This window comes from Cupriavidus sp. 05N39 (assembly GCF_056397325.1).
Genome location: NZ_JBFTNE010000053.1, coordinates 35,625 through 54,536, shown reverse-complemented (window position 1 = coordinate 54,536; position 18,912 = coordinate 35,625). Strand labels below are relative to the sequence as shown.

Sequence of the window (18,912 nt, the reverse complement as noted above, 5' to 3'; positions counted from 1 at the left end):
CCACGATACATCGCCTGCCAATGGTTTCGTGGTGGGGCGGGCGCGGTGATCAGGGTCTTGGGCATATCAACCCGGTGCCACCGCGCGCACGACGGAACCGGTGCGCCTGCAACTTCGTGGGCGGCCACTACGCGAGCGACAGACGGCTTGAAGCAAGTGATGTCTGCTACCGGGGGCCTCACCACGAATCCCGGAAGCGCCAGATCCTTCCGTGTTCGCCGACCGGGCCACGGTGCCCACCACGAAACGAAGACGATTGCATTCAGCCACGGCCAGCGCCGGTACGGCAGGGTGTCGAATGGCAGGGTATTCGCCGTCAGAGACAAAACCACGAAACCAGCAAGGCATGAGATGCCGTGGCCCATTGCACCGCGAACGGCAGATGGCCGAATGGGCGCTGGGGTGTGCAATCAGGGGCCGCACCACGAAACCCGTGTAGTGCGCAGTGGTATCGCCGTTGAAGTCGGTAGGACATGCCAGCCGAAGCCACCGCCCGTACGACGGAATCAATGTCGCCGAATAGCCTGATGGCTCTGCCCCCGGCAGGGTCGGCTTTCTTTTCGTTAGTTTTCTTTGCCGAACGCAAAGAAAAGTGACCGGCGTCCCCCCGCAGGGGGGATGTCGTATTCCTTTGGGTGCAAAAACAAACACCGCTCAAAAAAGTAGCGAAAACCCCCAATAAAAGCCCCCAACAGCCAACCAACCTTTTCGTTAGTTTTCTTTGCCGCCGAACGCAAAGAAAAGTGACCGGCGTCCCCCCGCAGGGGGGATGTCGTATTCCTTTGGGTGCAAAAACCAACACCGCCCAAAAAAGTAGCGACAACCCCAAAAAAAAGCCCCCAACAGCCAACCAACCTTCACCCCCCCACCGCCAAAACCCGATCCCCAGCAATCGTAGTCCGATGCAACTCCCGATCAAACCCATCATAGTCATTCATCGCCAGATGCTGCGTACACCGGTTATCCCACACCGCCAACGCCCCCCGCGTCCACCGGAACCGGCAAGTAAACTCCGGCCGCACCGCATGGCAGTAAAGGAACTGCAGCAACGGCGCACTCTCCTCCTCGGTCATGCCTTCGAAACGCAGCGTATAGGTGCTATTGACATAGAGCGCCTTCTTCCCGGTGGCGGGGTGGATGCGCACCACCGGATGCATGACCTCGCTACTGGCGCGCTCGTCGGTGCGTACATCCATCTTGTGCGCGGGATCGCCATTGTTGACGACCGCGCCGCCGGCGCCGTATGAACGCACCGGGCTATGCACGGCACGCAGCTTGTCCAGAACCTGCTTCATGCCGTCCGACAGCGCATCGTAGGCGCGATACATATTGGTCCACATGGTGTCGCCCCCATAGGGCGGAATCACGCGGGCGTACAGCGCGGACCCCAGCGGCGGGATTTCCGCATAGCTCATGTCGGTGTGCCACAGCCCGCCAAAATTGCGTTTGGTCTGCTCGGTCCTGCCCTTCATCACCGGCAGGATCTCGGGATGCCCTTGCAGCGCGCGGATGAACGGCACTTCCAGCATATCGCCAAAGCGCGCGCTGAATGCCTTGTGCTGCTCGGGCGTCAGTTCCTGGTCGCGAAAGAAGATCACCAGGTTGTCGTGCAGCGCCGAGCGGATCTCGGCGAAGGTCTCGTCGGACAGCGGCCGGGCAAGGTCGACGCCGCGGATTTCCGCGCCGAGCGCGCCGGCAATGGGGTGGATATCGATAAGGCGGTATTGCGACATGGCTTGTCTCCTTGGTGGTGGATGGGTTGTGGCTTTACTGGACCGTGATATTCGCGCTGCGCACCAGCGTGCTCCACTTGCGCGATTCCGCTTCGATATAGCGGCCGAAAGCCTGCGGCCCGGCGCCGGAGACGATGCCGCCCATCTCGTCGAGCTTCTTGCGCACGTCGGGCATCTTCAGCACGGCCTCCAGTTCGGTGTCGAGCCGGGCGACGATGGCCTTGGGCGTGGCCGCCGGCACCAGTACGCCAAACCATCCGGCGATCTCGTAACCCCGCAGGCCGGCTTCCGCCATGGTGGGCACATCGGGCAGCTGCGCGGAGCGTTGGGCGCTGGTGATGGCCAGCGCGCGCAGCTTGCCCGCCTTCACCAGCGGCAGCGCGGAGGGCATGTTGTCGAACATCACCGGCACATGCCCGGCCATGGTGTCGTTCAGTCCCGGCGCGCTGCCCTTGTAGGGGATGTGGGTCATCTTCACGCCCGAGGTGGTGGCGAAGAGCTCACCCGCCAGGTGCAGCGAGGTGCCGGCGCCCGGCGTCGCGTAGCCCAGCGGGGCTGGCTGCCGCCTGCCGTAGTCGATCAGGTCGCGCACCGAATGCACCGGCAGCGCTGGATTGACCACCAGCAGGTTAGGCACCGCCATCAGCATGGTCACCGGGGCCAGGTCCTTGAGCGGGTTGTAGGGCAGGTCCGGATACAGCGAAGGGTTGATGGCGATGGGGCCGATATTGCCCATTACGATGGTGTAGCCATCGGCCGGTTGCTTGGCCACGTAGTCCGTGCCCACGTTGCCGCCGGCACCCGCCTTGTTTTCCACCACCACCGGCTGGCCGAGCCGCTCTCCCAGCTTCTGGCCGACGATGCGCGCGAGCATGTCGGTCGAGCCGCCGGGCGGATATGGCACGACCCATTTGATCGGCTTGGCTGGCCAGGCATCGGCGGCCTGTGCGGCCGGGGCCAGCAGCGCGAGGGCGAGGATGGACGCAAGTGCGGGGGCGATGGTCTTCATCTTGTCTCCTGTGTGAGCGGTGAGGCGCGGTGCTTGCCGCCGCCTTCTTTCTGCTTTAGTATGTTCACCTAATGAACGAAGCGTGCTCTAGGTGAACGAAATAGCGGATGAAGAATAATAGATCGATCCAGCGGTGTCTAGCGATCCTGCAAGCGTTCCGCCACAACGGCCGGCCAACGCTGGCGGAGCTATCGCGCGCGGTGGACCTGCCGCACCCCACCGTGCTGCGGTTCCTGCTGACCTTGGAAGAGGATGCGTATGTGGCGCGGGAAGGCAATCGCTGGCGTCTCACCACGCGTATCTTCGAGATCGGCTTTGCCGCGCTGGAAAGCCTGGGCGTCACCGATGCCGTGCAGGAGGGGCTGCAGAAACTGGCCGACGCCTACTCCGGCACGGCCAACCTTGGCGAGGCCAATCCGGAGGGCGTGATCATCATCGGCCGGGCGATGGCGCCGGCCGAGCGGCGCCGGCTGGTGGTCATGAACCTGCGGGTGGGCAGCGTGCTGCCGGCGGGCAGCGCGCTGGCGACGGCCTTGCCCTTGCCGCCCGGCGAGTGGAGCGTGCTGGCCTACCCGGAGAGCAATCAGGTATCGGTTGCGGTGCCTCTGCCGGCAGCTGGCTCGCGGACATTGTCGCTGGGCATTTCCACCTCGGCGGGCGAAGCCACGCCAGAGCGCATCCCCGCCGAGATCGTGCCCGCGTTGCAGCAGGCCGCGGCCAATATCAGCCGGCTGATCGGGCTGGCCCCGGTATGACGGGGTTAGAATCCACCTTTGTTTTTCCTATGCAGCGGAGTCCACGTGCTGGCTGAGCAGCGGCAAAAATTCATTCTCGACCAGCTCGCCGCCAGCGGCGCGCTGGCGATCAGCGAACTGGTGAGCGAACTCGATGTCTCGCGCGAGACCGTCCGCCGCGACCTCAATGCGCTGGCGGCGCGCGGCCTGCTGATCCTCACCCACGGCGGCGCGCTCACACCCGAGCGGGCCGAGCCCGACACCCAGACCCGCGCCGCGGTCAATGCCGAAGGCAAGCGCGCCATCGGCATGCGCGCGGCGGAGCTGGTGCCCGACGGCGCCTCGCTGATCCTCGACTACGGCACCACCACCCACACCGTGGCCCAGGCCCTGCATGGCCACCATAACCTGCTGGTCTACACCAACGACATCACCATCGCCATGCTGCTCGGACGGCGCAACGGCAATCGTGTAGTGGTGCTTGGCGGGGAACTGCAGGATAACGAGGACGCTACCCACGGCTGGGACACCATCGAACAGCTGTCGCGCTACCACGCCGACTTCGCCTTTATCGGCACCGGCGGCATCACCGCCGATGGCCAGATGAGCGATTTCTCGCGCTCGGCCGCCGAGTTGCGCAGCCGCATGCTGCTGGCCGCCAGCGTGGCCTGCGTGGTGGCCGATCACACCAAGTTCGGCCGCAACGCCGGCGTGCTGGTCAAGCATTTCGACAAGGCCGCCTACCTGATCTCCGATATGGCGCCGGAACCTGAACTGGCGGCGGCGCTGAAGGAACGCGGGCCGGTGCTGCGGATCGCCTGAACGGGCGCGCCTAGGTGAGGCCGGCCACAAGCCCGAGGGCTGCCTCTTCCATTGCCTCAAGCGGCATGGGCGCGGCGGGAAAGCCCCGGCGCTTGCGCAGCCCGGCAATTTCATAGTCGATGCCGTGGCAATCCACGCCCAGCACGCGAACGCCGGCCGGGGCGGCCAGGGACATCGCTTGCACGAGTCCAGCCTCGGTGTCCGGCGGCACCTGCGGCAATGCCCGCCATGCATCGTCCCCGATCCAGCCCATGCGCGCGACGCCGCCGATAAACCGGATGGTTTTCGGGCTGATGCGGAAGAAGTGGAAATCCAGGGCCAGCAGAGGCTCGGCAGCCGGTTCATAGCGCAGGTATCGCGCCAACTCGGCTGGCCCCGGCTCGAAGCGGGCCGCATCGCCTGCCAGCGTCAGCCGGCGCGCGTTCTGCACGTCCGTGGCGCCCGGTTGCAGCACGGACAGGCTCACTCGCGGATCGGCCAGCAGATTCCGGGTGTGCTCGGCCAGCGCGCTGACGCAGATAACGGGTGCGTTGGCGTGGTCGGCCACGAAGGGCACGACCGTGGCATAGGGGTAGCCGGGCAGGGCGGCAGCGTTGGTGGCCAGGGTGCCGTAGGCCGCCTCGTGGATAAGACTGACCGCCTGATCGATGGGAATTTCCACGCGCTTGAGCCTCGTCCGGGAGCAATCCGCCGATTGTACGGCGCGCGGCTTCCCGCTGCGATCCGCTCCATGTGGCCGTTGATCGCACAAAAATACATGCAAGCGGCCTTTATATGTCTCCTCATCAAAGGTGTTTTGACTGTCGTGCGTGGCCGCGCCAATGCTAAGCTTCGCCCCTGGCGATACATCCAGTCCCAATCCTGAATGTATTGACATGCTCCGGCGGCGGCTGCCGCCGGACTTTGCCGCGTTTGCGCGCCCGAGCCGTTCCGGGCGCACCGTGGCATCCCTCGGCACGCCCGCCGGACAGGTATCCGTGGCGGCCGTCTCCTGCCAAGCACCAGCACATCGAATCGAAGAGACACTTGTGACATCCGCTTCCCTTGAAACATTCCTGGCCGGCGTTGCCCGGCGCGACCCCGATCAGCCCGAATTCCTCCAGGCCGTGAAGGAAGTCATGATGACGCTGTGGCCCTTCGTCGAGCAGCATCCGCGCTACGGCGAGCAAGCGCTGCTGGAGCGGCTGGTGGAACCCGAGCGCGTGATCCAGTTCCGCGTGGCATGGACCGACGACCGCGGCCAGGTCCAGGTCAACCGCGGCTTCCGCGTGCAGCACAGCTCCGCCATCGGCCCCTACAAGGGCGGCATGCGCCTGCACCCCACCGTGAACCTCTCGGTGCTCAAGTTCCTCGGCTTCGAGCAGACCTTCAAGAACGCGCTGACCACGCTACCCATGGGCGGCGGCAAGGGCGGCTCCGACTTCGACCCCAAGGGCAAGTCCGACGGCGAAGTCATGCGCTTCTGCCAGGCCCTGATGACCGAGCTGTACCGCCACCTTGGCCCGGATACCGACGTGCCCGCCGGCGATATCGGCGTGGGCGCGCGCGAGGTGGGCTTCATGGCCGGCATGATGAAGAAACTGTCCAACAGCTCCGCCAGCGTCTTCACGGGCAAGGGCATGGCCTTCGGCGGCAGCCTGATGCGGCCCGAAGCCACCGGCTACGGCACGGTGTATTTCGCGCAGGAAATGCTCCATCGCCGGGGGCGCGGCTTCAGCGGCCTGCGCGTTCTGCTCTCCGGCTCGGGCAACGTGGCCCAGTACGCCGCCGAGAAAGCCATCGAACTCGGTGCCAAGGTACTCACGGTATCGGACTCCGGCGGCGTGCTGCACTACCCCAAGGGCATGAACAGCGAGCAACTCGCCGCGCTGATGGCCTTCAAGAACGAATCGCGCGGGCGCCTGGCCGATTTTGCCGCGCAGCAAGACCTGCACTTCGAAGCCGGCCGTACACCCTGGCACGTACCGGCTGACGTGGCGCTGCCCTGCGCCACGCAAAACGAGCTGGACGGCAACGATGCCGAACGCCTGCTCGCCAACGGCGTGTTCTGCGTGGCCGAAGGCGCCAACATGCCCTCCACGCTGGACGCCGTCGACCGCTTCCTCGCCGCGCGCATCCTCTACGCGCCGGGCAAGGCCAGCAACGCCGGCGGCGTCGCCACCTCGGGCCTGGAAATGTCGCAGAACGCCATGCGCCTGTCGTGGCACCATGCGGAGGTCGACGAGAAACTGCACGCCATCATGAAAGACATCCACGGCAACTGCATCCACTACGGGCAGAAGGCGGACGGGTATATCAATTACGTGGAAGGGGCCAACGTCGCCGGGTTTGTGAAGGTGGCGGACGCGATGCTGGCGCAGGGGGTGGTTTGAACGCGGGCTTCCGCGGGTAAGCCGGGGAGCCTGGTGGTAAGCGAAGCGGGATGGGCGGTGGTGCCATCCCGCTTTTTATTGGGTGTATCGCCGAATCGCAGGATGGGCAGCGTCACGCTGACGGCCAGGGCGGGTCCTCCCAAGTCGAGACGCCGTGCGCATTAGAGGAACGGCAAAATGTTCGCCATCGCGCGCGTCACGTAGGTCTCCTTTTCCCCCACTGGCGCGTTGAAACCTTCAAAGGTCAGGATGGCGATGTGCATGGGAGGCCTCGTGCGAGTGGAGACGTTGTATTGCGCCGTCGTGGAACCGATAATCAATACATTCAAATAATTGTCATGGATACGTTCAGGCATGCCTCAGCCCCGCTACAAGCAACTGGTCGACCGTCTCGCGGCCGATATCCGTGCGCGGCGGCTGCGTCCCGGGACGCAACTGCCAACGCACCGCGAGCTCGCGGCTCGCGAAGGACTGGCGCTGGTCACGGCCACGCGCGTCTACGCGGAGCTGCAAGCGATGGGGTTGGTGAGCGGGGAGACCGGTCGCGGCACGTTCGTCAAGGAGGCGCTCCCTCGCGGACAAGGCATTGACTTGCATGCCTGGAGCGCTGACACGGTGGACCTGAGCTTCAACTATCCCTCGTTGCCGGATCAGGCAGACCTTCTCCGTGCAGCGCTGCGCCAGCTCGCTGCCGCAGGCGATCTGGAGGCCCTGCTTCGATACCAGCCCCACGGCGGGCGCGAGCACGAGCGGGCGACCGTGGCGCGCCACCTGGCTAGCCGGGGGCTGGCGGCATCGGCCGAAACCGTATTGCTCGTGAGCGGCGCGCAGCACGGGCTGACGACAACCGCCATGGCCTTGCTCGAGCCCGGCGACGTGGTGGCCGTGGACGCGCTGACGTACCCGGGATTCAAGCTCGCCGCCGAAGTCAATCGGCTGGAACTCGCCCCAATTCCCGCCGCAGGACATGGCCCGGATCTGGACGCATTGGCGGCGCTGTGCAGGCGACGGCGCGTACGCGCCGTGTACGCGATGCCGACGCTCCATAACCCGCTCGGCTGGGTGATGAGCGCAAGGCGGCGTCGGGAACTGGTCGCCATGGCTCGTCAGCATGGACTGATGCTCATCGAGGACGCGGCCTACGCGTTCCTGGCGGAAGGCGCCCCACCGCCTTTGGCATCGCTGGCCCCGGAGACGACGGTCTATGTGTCCAGCTTCTCGAAGAGTGTCGCCACCGGGCTGCGCGTCGGCTTCGTCTGTGCCCCGCGCGAATGGGTTCCCAGGCTGGAACGGGCCATCCGGGCCACGACCTGGAACACCCCGGCAACCATGACGGCTATCGCCTGCGGCTGGATCGAGGACGGCACCGTGGCCAGGCTCGAAGCCGAAAAACGGCGGGATGCCACGCTGCGGCAGGGCCTTGCCACTGAAGTCCTGGGCGGGCTGAAAAGGATCAGCCATCCCGCGTCGTACTTCGTCTGGCTTCCTCTGCCACAGGAAGTTCGGGCAGACGCGATCGCGATGGCGTTGATGCGCGAGCATATTTCCGTGTCGACGGCCCATCCGTTCGCGACGGCAGCGCATGTGCCTCATGCCATCCGGTTGGCACTCGGCTCCGTCGACCTGTCCACGTTAAAGCAGTCCCTGGAAACGGTGGCCCGTGTTGTTGCCGATCAGGCCTACTGACCCACGGATGCGGCGATGAAATCCGACAGGCAGGATTCGCTGGCCAAATCTCTTCGGGAGGCTGTCTGGCAGGTTCCGCACCAGGCGGCCGGGAGCGGCCATTCGAGGCCGCTCCTGCAACCGTGCCGCGTAATCGTACGGGGCCGCGTTCGGTAGTCCGGCCGATGGGGTGTTTTCCCTGTGTCTTGCATGTTGCGGCAGGCGATACACTCTGGCATTTCGGACGCCTTGACCGGACCTGATCCATGCCAAAACTTCTCTCGCTCTATCCCGCTATCGAACCCTATGAAACCGGCACGGTGGATGTCGGTGACGGCCACGTGGTCTACTACGAACGCGTTGGAACGCCCGGCGCCAAGCCGGCGGTATTCCTGCATGGTGGTCCTGGTGGCGGCATATCGGCCGATCACCGCCGCCTGTTCGATCCGGCGCGCTACGACGTCATGCTGTTCGACCAGCGCGGCTGCGGCCGGTCCACGCCGCATGCGGAGCTGGAAGCCAATACCACGTGGCATCTGGTGGATGACATCGAGCGCCTGCGCAAGCTGGCCAACGCCGACCGCTGGCTGGTCTTTGGCGGCTCGTGGGGTTCGACGCTCGCGCTGGCCTATGCGCAGAAGTATCCGGAGCGGACCAGCGAACTGGTGCTGCGCGGGGTATATACCGTCTCCCAGGCGGAGCTGGATTGGTATTACCAATACGGCGTCTCGGAGGTGTTTCCCGAGAAATGGGCCCGATTCCAGGCTCCCGTTCCGGAAGCCGAACGCGGCAACATGATGGCCGCCTATCGCAAGCTGCTGACCGGCAGCGATATGGAGAAGCGGCTGGAGGCGGCCCGCGCGTGGAGTGTATGGGAGGGGGAGACGATCACGTTGCTGCCCGATCCGGCCAACAGCGCGAAGCATGCCGACAGTCATTTCGCGCTGGCGTTCGCGCGGTTGGAGAACCACTACTTCACGCATCGCTGCTGGCTGGAAGACGGGCAGTTGTTGCGCGACGCGCCTCGCCTTGCCGGCATTCCGGGTGTCATCGTGCACGGCCGCTACGACATGCCGTGCCCGGCTCGCTATGCCTATGCGCTGCACCAGGCGTGGCCGGATGCCGATCTGCATCTGATCGAAGGCGCCGGGCACGCATGGACCGAGCCCGGCATCCTTGATCAGCTGGTTGCCGCTACCGACAGGTTTGCGGCGGCGGGGGCATAGCCGGGCGCTGGCAGCCTTGGGGCGCGGAGGCTGGTAACTCGCCACGACCGCGCCGCTCCCTTTCAGTTGCTGCTCACGGAGACCGTGTGGCGTGCGTCGCAGTGCTGCCGGCGCAGATTCTCCGTGGTTTCGCCAGTGCCGTCCGCACGCCAGCCCGGCGGCATCATCACGTAGTTGATCGCGGTCCACACATTGCCCGCCGACGCGATATCCCGGGCGAGGCTGACCCAGTGTTCGAACTGGTTGACGAGCGGATTGCGCGAGTGCGTCGGCGTCACGAGGCCGTAGCGGCAAGGTTCGTCGGCGCGTTCTTCGATATAGGTGCCGAACAGGCGGTCGAACACGATCAGCACGCCACCGTAGTTCGCGTCGAGGTAGTCGACGTTCGACGCATGGTGCACCCGATGCGCGGACGGCGTGTTGAATACGTATTCGAGCCAGCCGAGCTTGGGCATCCACGTGTTGTGCAGCCAGAACTGGTACAGGAGGTTGAACATCAGCGTCGCGAGCACGACCTCCGGGCGCACGCCGAGCCAGACGAGCGGGGCGAAGAACATCGCCGTGCCGGTCAGCTTGCCGGTCCAGCCGAGCCGGTAAGCAGACGACAGCGTCAACTGGTTCGGCGAATGATGGACCGCATGTGTCGCCCAGAAGAACCGGATGCGATGCGAGGCGCGGTGGTACCAGTAGTAGCAGAACTCCTGGCCGACAAACAGCAGCAGTACCATCAGCGCGCTGTTGATCGAGACCGTGAAGAGGCGATGTTCCCAGACGAAAGAGAAGATCGGCGTCGCCAGCGAAAGCGGCAGCAGCGCGAACAACTTGCGGCCGGCGAGATCGGCCAGCGACAGCCATGTTTCACTCCAGTCGAACGGCGTGCCGCTGTTGCGGTGCTTTCGCGTGAGCACGCAGGCCTCGACCAGCGAGACGGCGACGATGAACAACGTGACATAGAGCGTGATTTTTCCGGTAGTAAGCATGATGAGCACAGGTAAGGTCGGGGGGAAGGCGCGCCGTCTGCGGGAATGACCGCCGTCGCGCCGGATGAGCCAACTCTAGTGGGCGGGCGCGGCCAGGAACAGGCGGAAAGTATTTCGCCCGATGTCACCGAATCGGTCCGCCAGCGGGGGAGGCTTGCGGGCGCGGCGGATGGCAATCGGCGCGCACCGTCTCTGCGGTCCGGTGTAACACCGCGACATTTTTTCCAAGGCGATTAACTGGCGATGTCGTCCTATAGTTCGTCCCGTTGCCACGCCGCGGTGCGTGACCTGACCCGAACCGAACCAGAAGGACATCCGATGAAACCCCGTTACCTCCTCACAGCGACCGCCTCGCTGATCTTCCTCGCCAGCACCCCGGCCTTCGCGGGCTGGTCCGGCCACGGCACGGCCTATACGCCGCACGGCGTCTATAACGGCGCGCACTATGGATCATGCGGAGGCGGAAGCTGCTCGCATGCCGGCGGCGTCGTCGGTCCCTACGGCGGGCTCGCGACAAACACCGGCACGGTGTCCCGTACGGCGCCGGGGCAGTTTTCGAACTCCGGCACGGCAACCGGACCGAACGGCCGATCGGTTCAGCACGCTGGCGACACCAGTTGCTCGGGCGGTACGTGCTCGCATACGGGCAACCTCACCGGGGCCAACGGACAGACCGCTTCCACGGCGGGCAGCGTGACACGCGATGCGCCGGGGCAGTACTCGTCATCCGGCACGATCACCGGTTCGAACGGCAACACCGTCAGCCACGCGGCATCGACCAGCTGCGCCGGCGCTACGTGCGACCGCTCGGGGACCGCGACCGGTGCTTACGGCGAAACCGTCACGCACTCGGGCTCCGCGACCCGCGTTGCGCCGGGTGTCGTGACGACCGCGGGCGGCACGACGGTCGTGCATGGCGGGACCGTGACGACTGGTGGCACGGTGACGACCGTAGGTGCCACGGTTGCGGTCGGTGCCGCGCCGGTGGTCATCGCGCCTGCGCCGGTGGCTTATGTGCCGCCTCCGCCGGTAGCGTATGTGCCGCCCCCGCCGGTGGTCTATGTGCCGCCGCCCCCGCCGCCGAAGACGGTCTACGTCGCCCCGCCGCCGCCCAGGGTGGTGTACGTCGCGCCGCCGCTGCCGCCGAAGGTTGTGTACGCGCCGCGTCCCGTCTACGTGACGCGGGCGCCAGCTCCTGCGGTAATGGTGCCGGGACACTGGGTCGGCCGCGTCTGGGTGCCCGCGCACTGGGCGTGACCGCAGTATCGGATCGATCACCCACGCCGCCGGCGAGGGTCGGCTAAACCACGGAGAAAGCCATGAAGAAGATGATCGCGATGCTTATTTTGTGTATTGTTTCAGCAGGTGCGTCCGCCCAGAGCGTCGCGCCGCCCGCAGGAAACAGCGCAAGGGTTGAGCGTGCGATGCAGCAATTGYAGACGCGCTTCGCCACTGCCAACACGACGCACGACGGCAAGCTGACCCGAGACCAGGCAGCGGCCGGCATGCCGATGGTCGCCAGCCGCTTCGACGAAATCGACACGCAGCGGGCCGGCTACGTCACGTTGCCGCAGATCGAGCAATACCTGAGTCAGAAAATGATGGCCCGCTGATTCCCGGCCATCGCCGGAGACGCGCCATGGAGCAGGTGAACAGGATTATCGTGCTCGATGATGAAGCCGAGTTGCGCAACATGCTGCAGCGGTTCCTGACCGGGCACGGTTTCCAGGTGCGCGTGATCGCCGACGGCAAGCAGCTCGACCGCTATCTGCAACGCGAGCCATACGACCTGCTGGTGCTGGACCTGATGATGGAGCCGGAAGACGGCCTGACCATCTGCCGCCGGCTGCGCGCCACGGGACAGACGCTGCCGATCCTGATGCTGACCGCGAAGGGCGATCCGGTCGACAGGGTGGCCGGGCTCGAGACCGGCGCCGACGACTATCTCGCCAAGCCGTTCGTGCCGGACGAACTGGTGGCACGGATCCGCGCACTGCTGCGCCGCCAGAAAATGGCGGCGGGCGATCCGACCGTGACCTCGCAGACCCTGCGCTTCGGCGAATTCGAGTTCGATGTCGGCAAGCAGGCGCTGCTGCGCCGCGGCGAACCGGTCGAGGTGCATTCCGCGCAGATGCTGCTGCTGCATGCGCTGGGCTCGTCGCCGAACCGGGCGGTGAGCCGCGATAACCTGCTTGCGCGGGCCCGCGGCCGCGATCACGACGCGCTCGACCGCAGCATCGACGTACAGATCCTGCGGCTGCGCCAGATCGTCGAAGACGATCCTTCCAAGCCGCGCTTCATCAAGACCGTGTGGGGTGTCGGCTACATGCTGGTGGCCGGCATCGAGTCGTAATGCGGCTCGCGCTGCCCCGTTCGCTGCTCGCGCGCAACATCGCCTTGCTGGTGGGGCTGGTCATGCTCACGCAGGTCTGTTCGCTCATTGTCTTGCTGCATTTCGTGCAGCGCCCGCACATCGAACGCGCGGCGAACATCTTTTCCGATTACGTGAAGCTGCTCGACGGCGTGTTTGCCGCCATGCCGCCCGATGAGGGCCGCGCGGCAGCCGCGCGGCTCGGTGGGCAGGCGCAGCCGCCGGAGCATGTGGTACAGGATCCGCACCCCAGTCCGATCCGTATTTTTCGTACGTATCAGCGCGACGTCTTCGTCGATGCATTGCAACGCTATCTGCCCCCGGACATGCCGGTGCGATGGCAGACGGGCGACGGGGAGCGGCTATGGATTCGCGTGCACGTCGCCGGCACGCCCAGCTGGATCGCCTTGCCGGTGGCCGAAGACGCACAGGCGAGCGGCATCACCGCCGCGCTCGTGCTTTCAGTGGCCTTCGCGTTGCTCGCGGCGCTGACGGGCTATCTGATCCAGCTGCATATCAACCGTCCGCTGCAGGACCTGGCGCGGGCCGCGCGTCACCTCAGCGCCGGCGAAGCCCCGGTGCCGCTGCCCACCGACGGACCGACGGAAATCGCCCAGGTAAGCAGCGCGTTCAACCAGATGACGCAGGCATTGCAGCAGGCCGATGCGACGCGCACGCTGATGCTGGCCGGCGTGTCGCACGACATCCGCACGCCGCTGACCAAGCTGCGTCTCGCGATGGCGATGGCGATTCCGCGCGGCGCCGACGAACCCTTCGTGGCATCGGTGGAAGGCTATCTCGATCAGATCGACACGATCCTTCAGCAGTTCATGGACTACGCGGGCAGCGGCGAACGCGAGGTGCCGGAGCCTGGCGATCTCAATGCGCTCGTCAGTCAGCTGGCGGCGGATTTTGCGGGGCTCGGGCATGAATTCGAGCTGTCGCTCGGCGACATACCGGCGATTTCGTTCAGGCCGGTGAGCCTGATGCGCCTGCTGATGAACCTGATGCAGAACGCGGTCGTCTACGGCCGAACCGGCCTTTTCATCCATACCTGGGCCGAAGGCAAGTCGGCGTATGTGGCCGTATGCGACCGGGGCAGCGGCCTCGGCGCGGAGGAGCTTGAGCAGCTCAAGGCACCCTTCAGCCGCGGCAGGAACGCGCGCGGCCATTCGGGCGGCACCGGCCTCGGGCTCGCGATCGTCGAACGCATCGCGCGCCTGCACGGCGGCTCACTGCAGTTCCGTGCACGCGACGGTGGCGGTCTCGAAGCGGTCGTGGCATTGCCGCTTGACCGGCATTTCGCGTAAGGCCGAGCTCACGCATCCACGCATCGACGCAGCCATGCGTCCCATATGCCCGAGCGCAAGGCAAGGGTGACATCGGGCGACATAATTGCCGCATGGCGGGCGTAGCCGGTTTCTCCCATACTGGCTTCAGCGGGTTGCGGCTGACTCCGATAGCCAATGAGCCGCACCCTGGCAGGCGTGATCTCCGATGGCTTGTGATCCTGCGGATCGAATGATTGTCGGCGACATTCTTACGGCTTTACGGCTTTACGGCAATTGACGGCACGATGGTGCCGAGGACGGATCGACATGCAGACTTCATTCAAATCCCTCGCAGACCGCGCCACGCGCGTGGCGGTTGCAGCTTTCGCGACGGCATCGCTCTTGACGGCGGGCTGTGCCTGGGGCGATACAGGTGTGAATCAAGGCGTGAATCAAGGCGTGAGCCAGGCCAGCGTCCAGGCGCAGGTGCGCGCGGACGTCATCTATGTGTATTCGTTCGATGCGAGCCCGGATCAGGTGAAACTGGACAGCGGCATGGGCCAGAAGCTGAAGACGATGGCCGCTGGCGGTTCGGCCGCCAGCGAGCAGTCCCAGAAGGCGCGCGAAGCGCGTGAGCAGGTGTCTGACGAAATCGTGCGCAAACTGCAGTCGATGGGGCTGCACGTGGTACGCGCGGACGGCCCCGTGCCCGCGGACAGCAATGCGCTGATCGTCGAGGGAGGCTTCCAGAAGATCGATGAGGGTACGCGCCGGCGTCGCTTGCTGGTCGGTCTTGGCGCCGGCAAGAGCGAGGTTCGCGCATCGGTCCAGATCATGTACAAGCCCGCGAACGGTTCGCCGGTGCTGCTGCGAAGCTTCTCCGCCGATGCGGACAGCGGCCACATGCCGGGCGTGGCCGAGACTGCCGGCGTCGGCGCGGCCGCGGGCCATCTCGCGGAGTCCGCCGCGGCGGACTCGGGCCTGCATGGCATGTCCGAGGCGAAGCGCGACAGCATTTCCGCGGATGCCGCGCGGTTGGGCGATTCGATTGCGAAACAGGTGGCGGCCGCGATCTCTGCGAACGGATGGATGCCGGTCGGGCAGGCGGATTGAGGGGAGCATGCGAGCAATGCGCGGCCGCTGCCTGGACCAAATGGCTGATCCCGGATACGGATTTGATCTGGGCGACTTGTCTGGTCTTGTGACTTGTTGAGGCGGCAGGCCGCGCTATGTCGCTGTTTGTTGTCTGGCATGCATGACCGCTGGCCAGCTGCCATCCGCAATCAGGGCATGCACGGTTTCCACCAGCAGTTCCTGCACCGCGGACGCCGCAATCGACAGCGGCATGGTGGCCGAGCGGCACAGGTAGACCGGGCGTGAAACGGCTGGCTGACCGATGCGTGCTGCCGACAGCAGACCTTGGAGCACTTCGGAGGAGACCGACGCGTAGGAGAGCACCGTGTAGCCGATACCCGCCGACGCCAGTGCAATCAGCTCCGGGATGGTATTGACTTCGGCCAGGATGCGCAGGTCGACTTCGTGTGCCCGCAGATAGCCGTCGAGGAGGGCGCGAAGTCCGTGCTCACCGGCAGGCAGGATCATTGGATACTTGCTCAGGTCCCGGAAGCGGACAGTCCTGGTCAGCGGCATGGCGCTTTTGCCGCCGCTGGCGAACTGCCCCGCTGGCGCCACAAGGACAAGATCCTCGTCTACCAGATGGCTGCACAGCAGGCCGGAATCGGTCTTGTTCTGGAACGTCAGGCCGATGTCGATATGTCCGGTCAGCAGGTGGCTGGGGATGTAGCCCGTGCTGAGTTCAATGACTTGCAGCCGCACCTTGGGCCAGCGCCGGATGGTCTCCCGGACCAGCGGAACCGTCAGGATCTTGGCCATCGATTGCGGCAGGCCGATCGCCACCCGGCCCTCGGGATCGTTCATCACGTCACGCACGTGCTCGCAGGCAATGTCGAGTCGCCTCAGGATGTCGCGGGCGTGAATCGCCAGGCGCTGGCCAGCCGCGGTCGGCACCACGCCCTTGTGACTGCGCGTGAACAACGCCACGCCCAGCGCTTCTTCCAGATGCCTGATCTGGATACTCAGGGCGGGTTGCGCGATGTGCAGGACTTCCGCCGCACGAGAGATCGAGCCTGCCGTCGCCACGGCAAGGAAGCACTGCAACCCACGCAGATCTACCGGCATTCCCAATGCTGTCTCCCATCATCGCTGCCGGTGCTATGCCGGCGCGTGCGACTGCGCCAGTCCAGTCTCGCAACCCCCCGGTTCCGAGGGTATATCGCGAAATGATAGCCGGCATAAAGAATATATCTTGGACATATATCCCGCGGAAAGCAATAGTGCGGTCCTGGGCCCGCCGCGCGGCGTACGCGGATCGGCGCCGACATTGATGGGAGATGTGATGAGAATCACTCGCCGTACTTTTTTGGCAGGCACAGGTGTCGCGCTGTTGTCGCGCCCGCTCCTGGCGAGCCAGTGGCCCTCGCGGCCAATCCGGCTGGTCGTGCCATTTGCGGCCGGCGGGCCCGGTGATTTCGTGGCGCGGCAGATCGCCTTGCCGCTGGCACAGAGGCTTGGCCAGCCGGTCGTGGTGGAGAACAAGCCCGGAGCCGGCGGCAACCTGGGTACGCAAAGCGTCCTGGATGCGAGCGCCGATGGCTATACGATCCTCCTCAACACCGTAGGCATGCATGCCGTCAACCCGCTGATGTTTCCCGACCTGCGCTTCCAGCCACGGCGCGACCTGACGGCCGTCGGCGTGATCGCCACCGTGCCGAACGTGCTGGTGGTACACCCCACCAAGCTCGATGTCAGCGGCCTGGGCGACCTGGTCCGGCTTGGCCGGCAGCGGCCGGACCGCCTCAGCTACGCTACCTATGGCGCCGGCAGCTCCCCGCACATCTATGGCGCCCTGCTGTTGAAGGAGGCCGGATTCAGCGCCGTGCCGGTGCCCTACAAGGGCAGCGCGCCAGCCAGCAGCGATGTCATGGCGGGCAATGTGGACTTTCTCTTTGACAGCATGACCACATGCATCGGCCAGATCAAGGGCGGCAAGCTCAAGGCGTTGGCAATCACCTCGGCCGCCCGTTCCCCCCTGCTGCCGGATGTGYCGACTCTGCAGGAAGCTGGCTACCCGGCGCTGGACCTCAAGTTCTGGCTTTCGCTGCAAGTCTCGGCCAGGACACCGGGCACTGTCGTGAGGGCGCTGCGCGAGGCCGTTGCCGAATGCACCCAGGATGCCGCCTTCGGCAAGGCCCTGGTTGCGCGCGGCGCCGAACCGTTCCAACTGGCGCCGGCGGACGTCCAGGACTTTGTCAACCGCGATTCCGCACGCTGGACGGCGCTGGCGCGTTCCATCGACATCAAGCCCGAATAGGGTAGCCCGCGGGGCCGCGATCCGGCCCCGTACGTTGGCACCATGCCGCGCGCGGTACGGTGCCGGCATCGAACCGCTCCGGATGGATACACATGACTGGACTACAGGGAATTCGCGTACTGGACCTGAGCAAGGTGCTCGCCGGCCCGCTGTGCGGCCAATACCTGGGAGAGCTGGGTGCCGAAGTCATCAAGGTCGAGCCGGTGGGCCGCGGTGATGACACGCGCGCGTGGTTGCCACAGGACCGCGGCGAGTCTGCCACCTTCCTGGCCGTCAACCACAACAAGCGCAGCCTGGCGGTTGACCTGAAGACCGGGGAGGGCAGGCAGATCGTGCAAACGCTGGCGGCCCGCGCCGACATCGTGCTGCAGGGCTTCGGCAGCGGAGCCGCCGCCCGGCTGGGCGTGGACTACGAGACGCTGTCGGCGCGGAACCCGGCGCTGATCTACTGCGAAATCTCAGGCTACGGGCGTGCGGGGCCGTTAGGCAAGGAGCCTGGCTACGATGTGATGCTGCAAGCGTTCAGCGGAATGGTCAGCACCATGGGCGAATCCGGCGGCAAGCTCGCGCGCGCGAGCTTCTCGCCAGTGGACCTGGGTACCGGCATGCACGCTCTGAGCGGCATCCTGGCCGCGCTGCTCGAGCGCCAGAAGACCGGCAAGGGCATGCTGCTGGAGGTGTCGTTGCTGGACACGGCCATGGGGTTCATGGGCTATCTGGCGCAGAACTACTGGTGCAGCGGGAAGCTGCCACGGCCCATGGGAACAGCGCATCCAGCCATGGCGCCCTATCAGGTGTTCGAGGCCGCCGACGGGCCGGTCATGATCGGCGTCGGCAACGATGCCCAGTGGCGGCGTTTCTGCGCGGTTGCCGGGCTGCATGACGCCGTCGACGCACCCCGGTTTGCCACCAACGCGGCACGCGTCGCGCACTTCGACGAAACCGTGGCCATGGTGCAGGCGCGAATCGTCACGCAGCCGGTTGCGTACTGGCTGGATGCGCTGCGCAAAGCCGGCGTGGCTTGTGCCCCGATTCATACGCTGGGTGAGGCGCTGGCGCATCCGCAGCTGGATGCGCGCGGCCTGATTGTCGAGTCCGAGCACCCGGTGCTCGGCAAGATCCGCAACATCGGCCTGCCAGTCCGCTTTCGCGGTGAAGACCGCAAGGCAAACCGTCCGCCCCCCCTGCTCGGCGAGCACACCGATGAGGTGTTGCGCCAGGCTGGCTATGGACCCGGCACCATTGCCGAACTCAAGGCCAGCGGCGTGGTCGCTGCCGCCAACGCCCCCGAAGCCAGCCTCGGGCCCACAGCTTTGCCACTTACGGACCAGTGACTGC

The 18,912-nt window shown here is 65.7% G+C and carries 18 protein-coding genes; 12 read left to right on the top strand and 6 right to left on the bottom strand.

Features of this window, described 5'->3' with window-relative positions; translation table 11 throughout:
* Positions 1–857 precede the first annotated feature (857 nt).
* Both AC1DN0_RS24010 and AC1DN0_RS24005 read right to left on the bottom strand, forming a co-directional pair.
* Positions 858–1,733 carry a TauD/TfdA dioxygenase family protein gene (locus AC1DN0_RS24010; protein WP_477146059.1) on the bottom strand — a complete coding sequence of 292 codons (876 nt, stop codon included), beginning with the start codon at positions 1,731–1,733 and terminating at the stop codon, positions 858–860.
* 34 nt (positions 1,734–1,767) lie between these two features.
* Positions 1,768–2,742 (bottom strand): Bug family tripartite tricarboxylate transporter substrate binding protein, encoded by a 975-nt coding sequence (locus AC1DN0_RS24005; RefSeq protein WP_441628302.1) that lies wholly within the window; start codon positions 2,740–2,742, stop codon positions 1,768–1,770.
* Positions 2,743–2,849: 107 nt separating this feature from the next.
* Here AC1DN0_RS24005 and AC1DN0_RS24000 point away from each other — a divergent pair, with 107 nt between their 5' ends.
* Complete coding sequence (locus tag AC1DN0_RS24000; protein WP_441628304.1) at positions 2,850–3,497, top strand: IclR family transcriptional regulator; 648 nt, start codon at positions 2,850–2,852, stop codon at positions 3,495–3,497.
* 45 nt (positions 3,498–3,542) lie between these two features.
* Positions 3,543–4,298 carry a DeoR/GlpR family DNA-binding transcription regulator gene (locus AC1DN0_RS23995; RefSeq protein WP_441628306.1) on the top strand — a complete coding sequence of 252 codons (756 nt, stop codon included), beginning with the start codon at positions 3,543–3,545 and terminating at the stop codon, positions 4,296–4,298.
* Positions 4,299–4,308: 10 nt separating this feature from the next.
* Here AC1DN0_RS23995 and AC1DN0_RS23990 read toward each other — a convergent pair whose 3' ends face one another.
* Positions 4,309–4,959, bottom strand: coding sequence for a HugZ family pyridoxamine 5'-phosphate oxidase (locus tag AC1DN0_RS23990; protein ID WP_441628308.1), 651 nt, complete (start codon positions 4,957–4,959; stop codon positions 4,309–4,311).
* Positions 4,960–5,326: 367 nt separating this feature from the next.
* Between AC1DN0_RS23990 and gdhA the strand changes: the two genes are divergently transcribed.
* Positions 5,327–6,670 carry an NADP-specific glutamate dehydrogenase gene (gene gdhA, locus AC1DN0_RS23985; protein WP_477103059.1) on the top strand — a complete coding sequence of 448 codons (1,344 nt, stop codon included), beginning with the start codon at positions 5,327–5,329 and terminating at the stop codon, positions 6,668–6,670.
* A gap of 161 nt (positions 6,671–6,831) precedes the next feature.
* On the opposite strand, the gene AC1DN0_RS23980 is transcribed toward gdhA, so the two are convergent.
* Positions 6,832–7,026, bottom strand: coding sequence for a hypothetical protein (locus tag AC1DN0_RS23980; protein ID WP_441628312.1), 195 nt, complete (start codon positions 7,024–7,026; stop codon positions 6,832–6,834).
* Here AC1DN0_RS23980 and AC1DN0_RS23975 point away from each other — a divergent pair.
* Both AC1DN0_RS23975 and pip read left to right on the top strand, forming a co-directional pair.
* Complete coding sequence (locus AC1DN0_RS23975) at positions 7,025–8,356, top strand: aminotransferase-like domain-containing protein (RefSeq protein ID WP_441628314.1); 1,332 nt, start codon at positions 7,025–7,027, stop codon at positions 8,354–8,356. The two genes, AC1DN0_RS23980 and AC1DN0_RS23975, sit on opposite strands and share 2 nt — an antisense overlap.
* Before the next feature lie 245 nt (positions 8,357–8,601).
* Complete coding sequence (gene pip / locus AC1DN0_RS23970) at positions 8,602–9,561, top strand: prolyl aminopeptidase (RefSeq protein ID WP_441628316.1); 960 nt, start codon at positions 8,602–8,604, stop codon at positions 9,559–9,561.
* A gap of 62 nt (positions 9,562–9,623) precedes the next feature.
* Here the strand turns inward: pip and AC1DN0_RS23965 are convergent, their stop codons facing one another.
* A complete protein-coding gene (locus AC1DN0_RS23965; RefSeq protein ID WP_441628318.1) occupies positions 9,624–10,541 on the bottom strand; it encodes a sterol desaturase family protein in 918 nt (305 codons plus the stop codon).
* 318 nt (positions 10,542–10,859) lie between these two features.
* Here AC1DN0_RS23965 and AC1DN0_RS23960 point away from each other — a divergent pair, with 318 nt between their 5' ends.
* The 5 genes from AC1DN0_RS23960 to AC1DN0_RS23940 all read left to right on the top strand — a co-directional run bounded on the left by AC1DN0_RS23960 (position 10,860) and on the right by AC1DN0_RS23940 (position 15,296).
* Positions 10,860–11,798, top strand: a complete 939-nt coding sequence (locus AC1DN0_RS23960; RefSeq protein ID WP_441628320.1) for a hypothetical protein — start codon at positions 10,860–10,862, stop codon at positions 11,796–11,798.
* 62 nt (positions 11,799–11,860) lie between these two features.
* Positions 11,861–12,154, top strand: coding sequence for an EF-hand domain-containing protein (locus AC1DN0_RS23955; protein ID WP_477146058.1), 294 nt, complete (start codon positions 11,861–11,863; stop codon positions 12,152–12,154).
* A 26-nt stretch (positions 12,155–12,180) separates the two neighbouring features.
* Positions 12,181–12,894 carry a response regulator gene (locus tag AC1DN0_RS23950; RefSeq protein ID WP_441628324.1) on the top strand — a complete coding sequence of 238 codons (714 nt, stop codon included), beginning with the start codon at positions 12,181–12,183 and terminating at the stop codon, positions 12,892–12,894.
* On the top strand, positions 12,894–14,222 hold the full coding sequence (locus AC1DN0_RS23945) for an ATP-binding protein (RefSeq protein WP_441628326.1): 1,329 nt from the start codon (positions 12,894–12,896) through the stop codon (positions 14,220–14,222). Before AC1DN0_RS23950 ends, AC1DN0_RS23945 begins: the two co-directional genes overlap by 1 nt.
* A 288-nt stretch (positions 14,223–14,510) precedes the next feature.
* Positions 14,511–15,296 (top strand): DUF4410 domain-containing protein, encoded by a 786-nt coding sequence (locus AC1DN0_RS23940; protein WP_441628328.1) that lies wholly within the window; start codon positions 14,511–14,513, stop codon positions 15,294–15,296.
* Between the two features lie 114 nt (positions 15,297–15,410).
* On the opposite strand, the gene AC1DN0_RS23935 is transcribed toward AC1DN0_RS23940, so the two are convergent.
* Complete coding sequence (locus AC1DN0_RS23935; protein WP_441628330.1) at positions 15,411–16,382, bottom strand: LysR family transcriptional regulator; 972 nt, start codon at positions 16,380–16,382, stop codon at positions 15,411–15,413.
* A 217-nt stretch (positions 16,383–16,599) separates the two neighbouring features.
* Between AC1DN0_RS23935 and AC1DN0_RS23930 the strand changes: the two genes are divergently transcribed.
* Together AC1DN0_RS23930 and AC1DN0_RS23925 are read left to right on the top strand one after the other, a co-directional pair.
* Complete coding sequence (locus tag AC1DN0_RS23930; protein WP_477146057.1) at positions 16,600–17,574, top strand: Bug family tripartite tricarboxylate transporter substrate binding protein; 975 nt, start codon at positions 16,600–16,602, stop codon at positions 17,572–17,574.
* Between the two features lie 92 nt (positions 17,575–17,666).
* A complete protein-coding gene (locus AC1DN0_RS23925) occupies positions 17,667–18,908 on the top strand; it encodes a CaiB/BaiF CoA transferase family protein (protein WP_441628334.1) in 1,242 nt (413 codons plus the stop codon).
* Positions 18,909–18,912 lie beyond the last annotated feature (4 nt).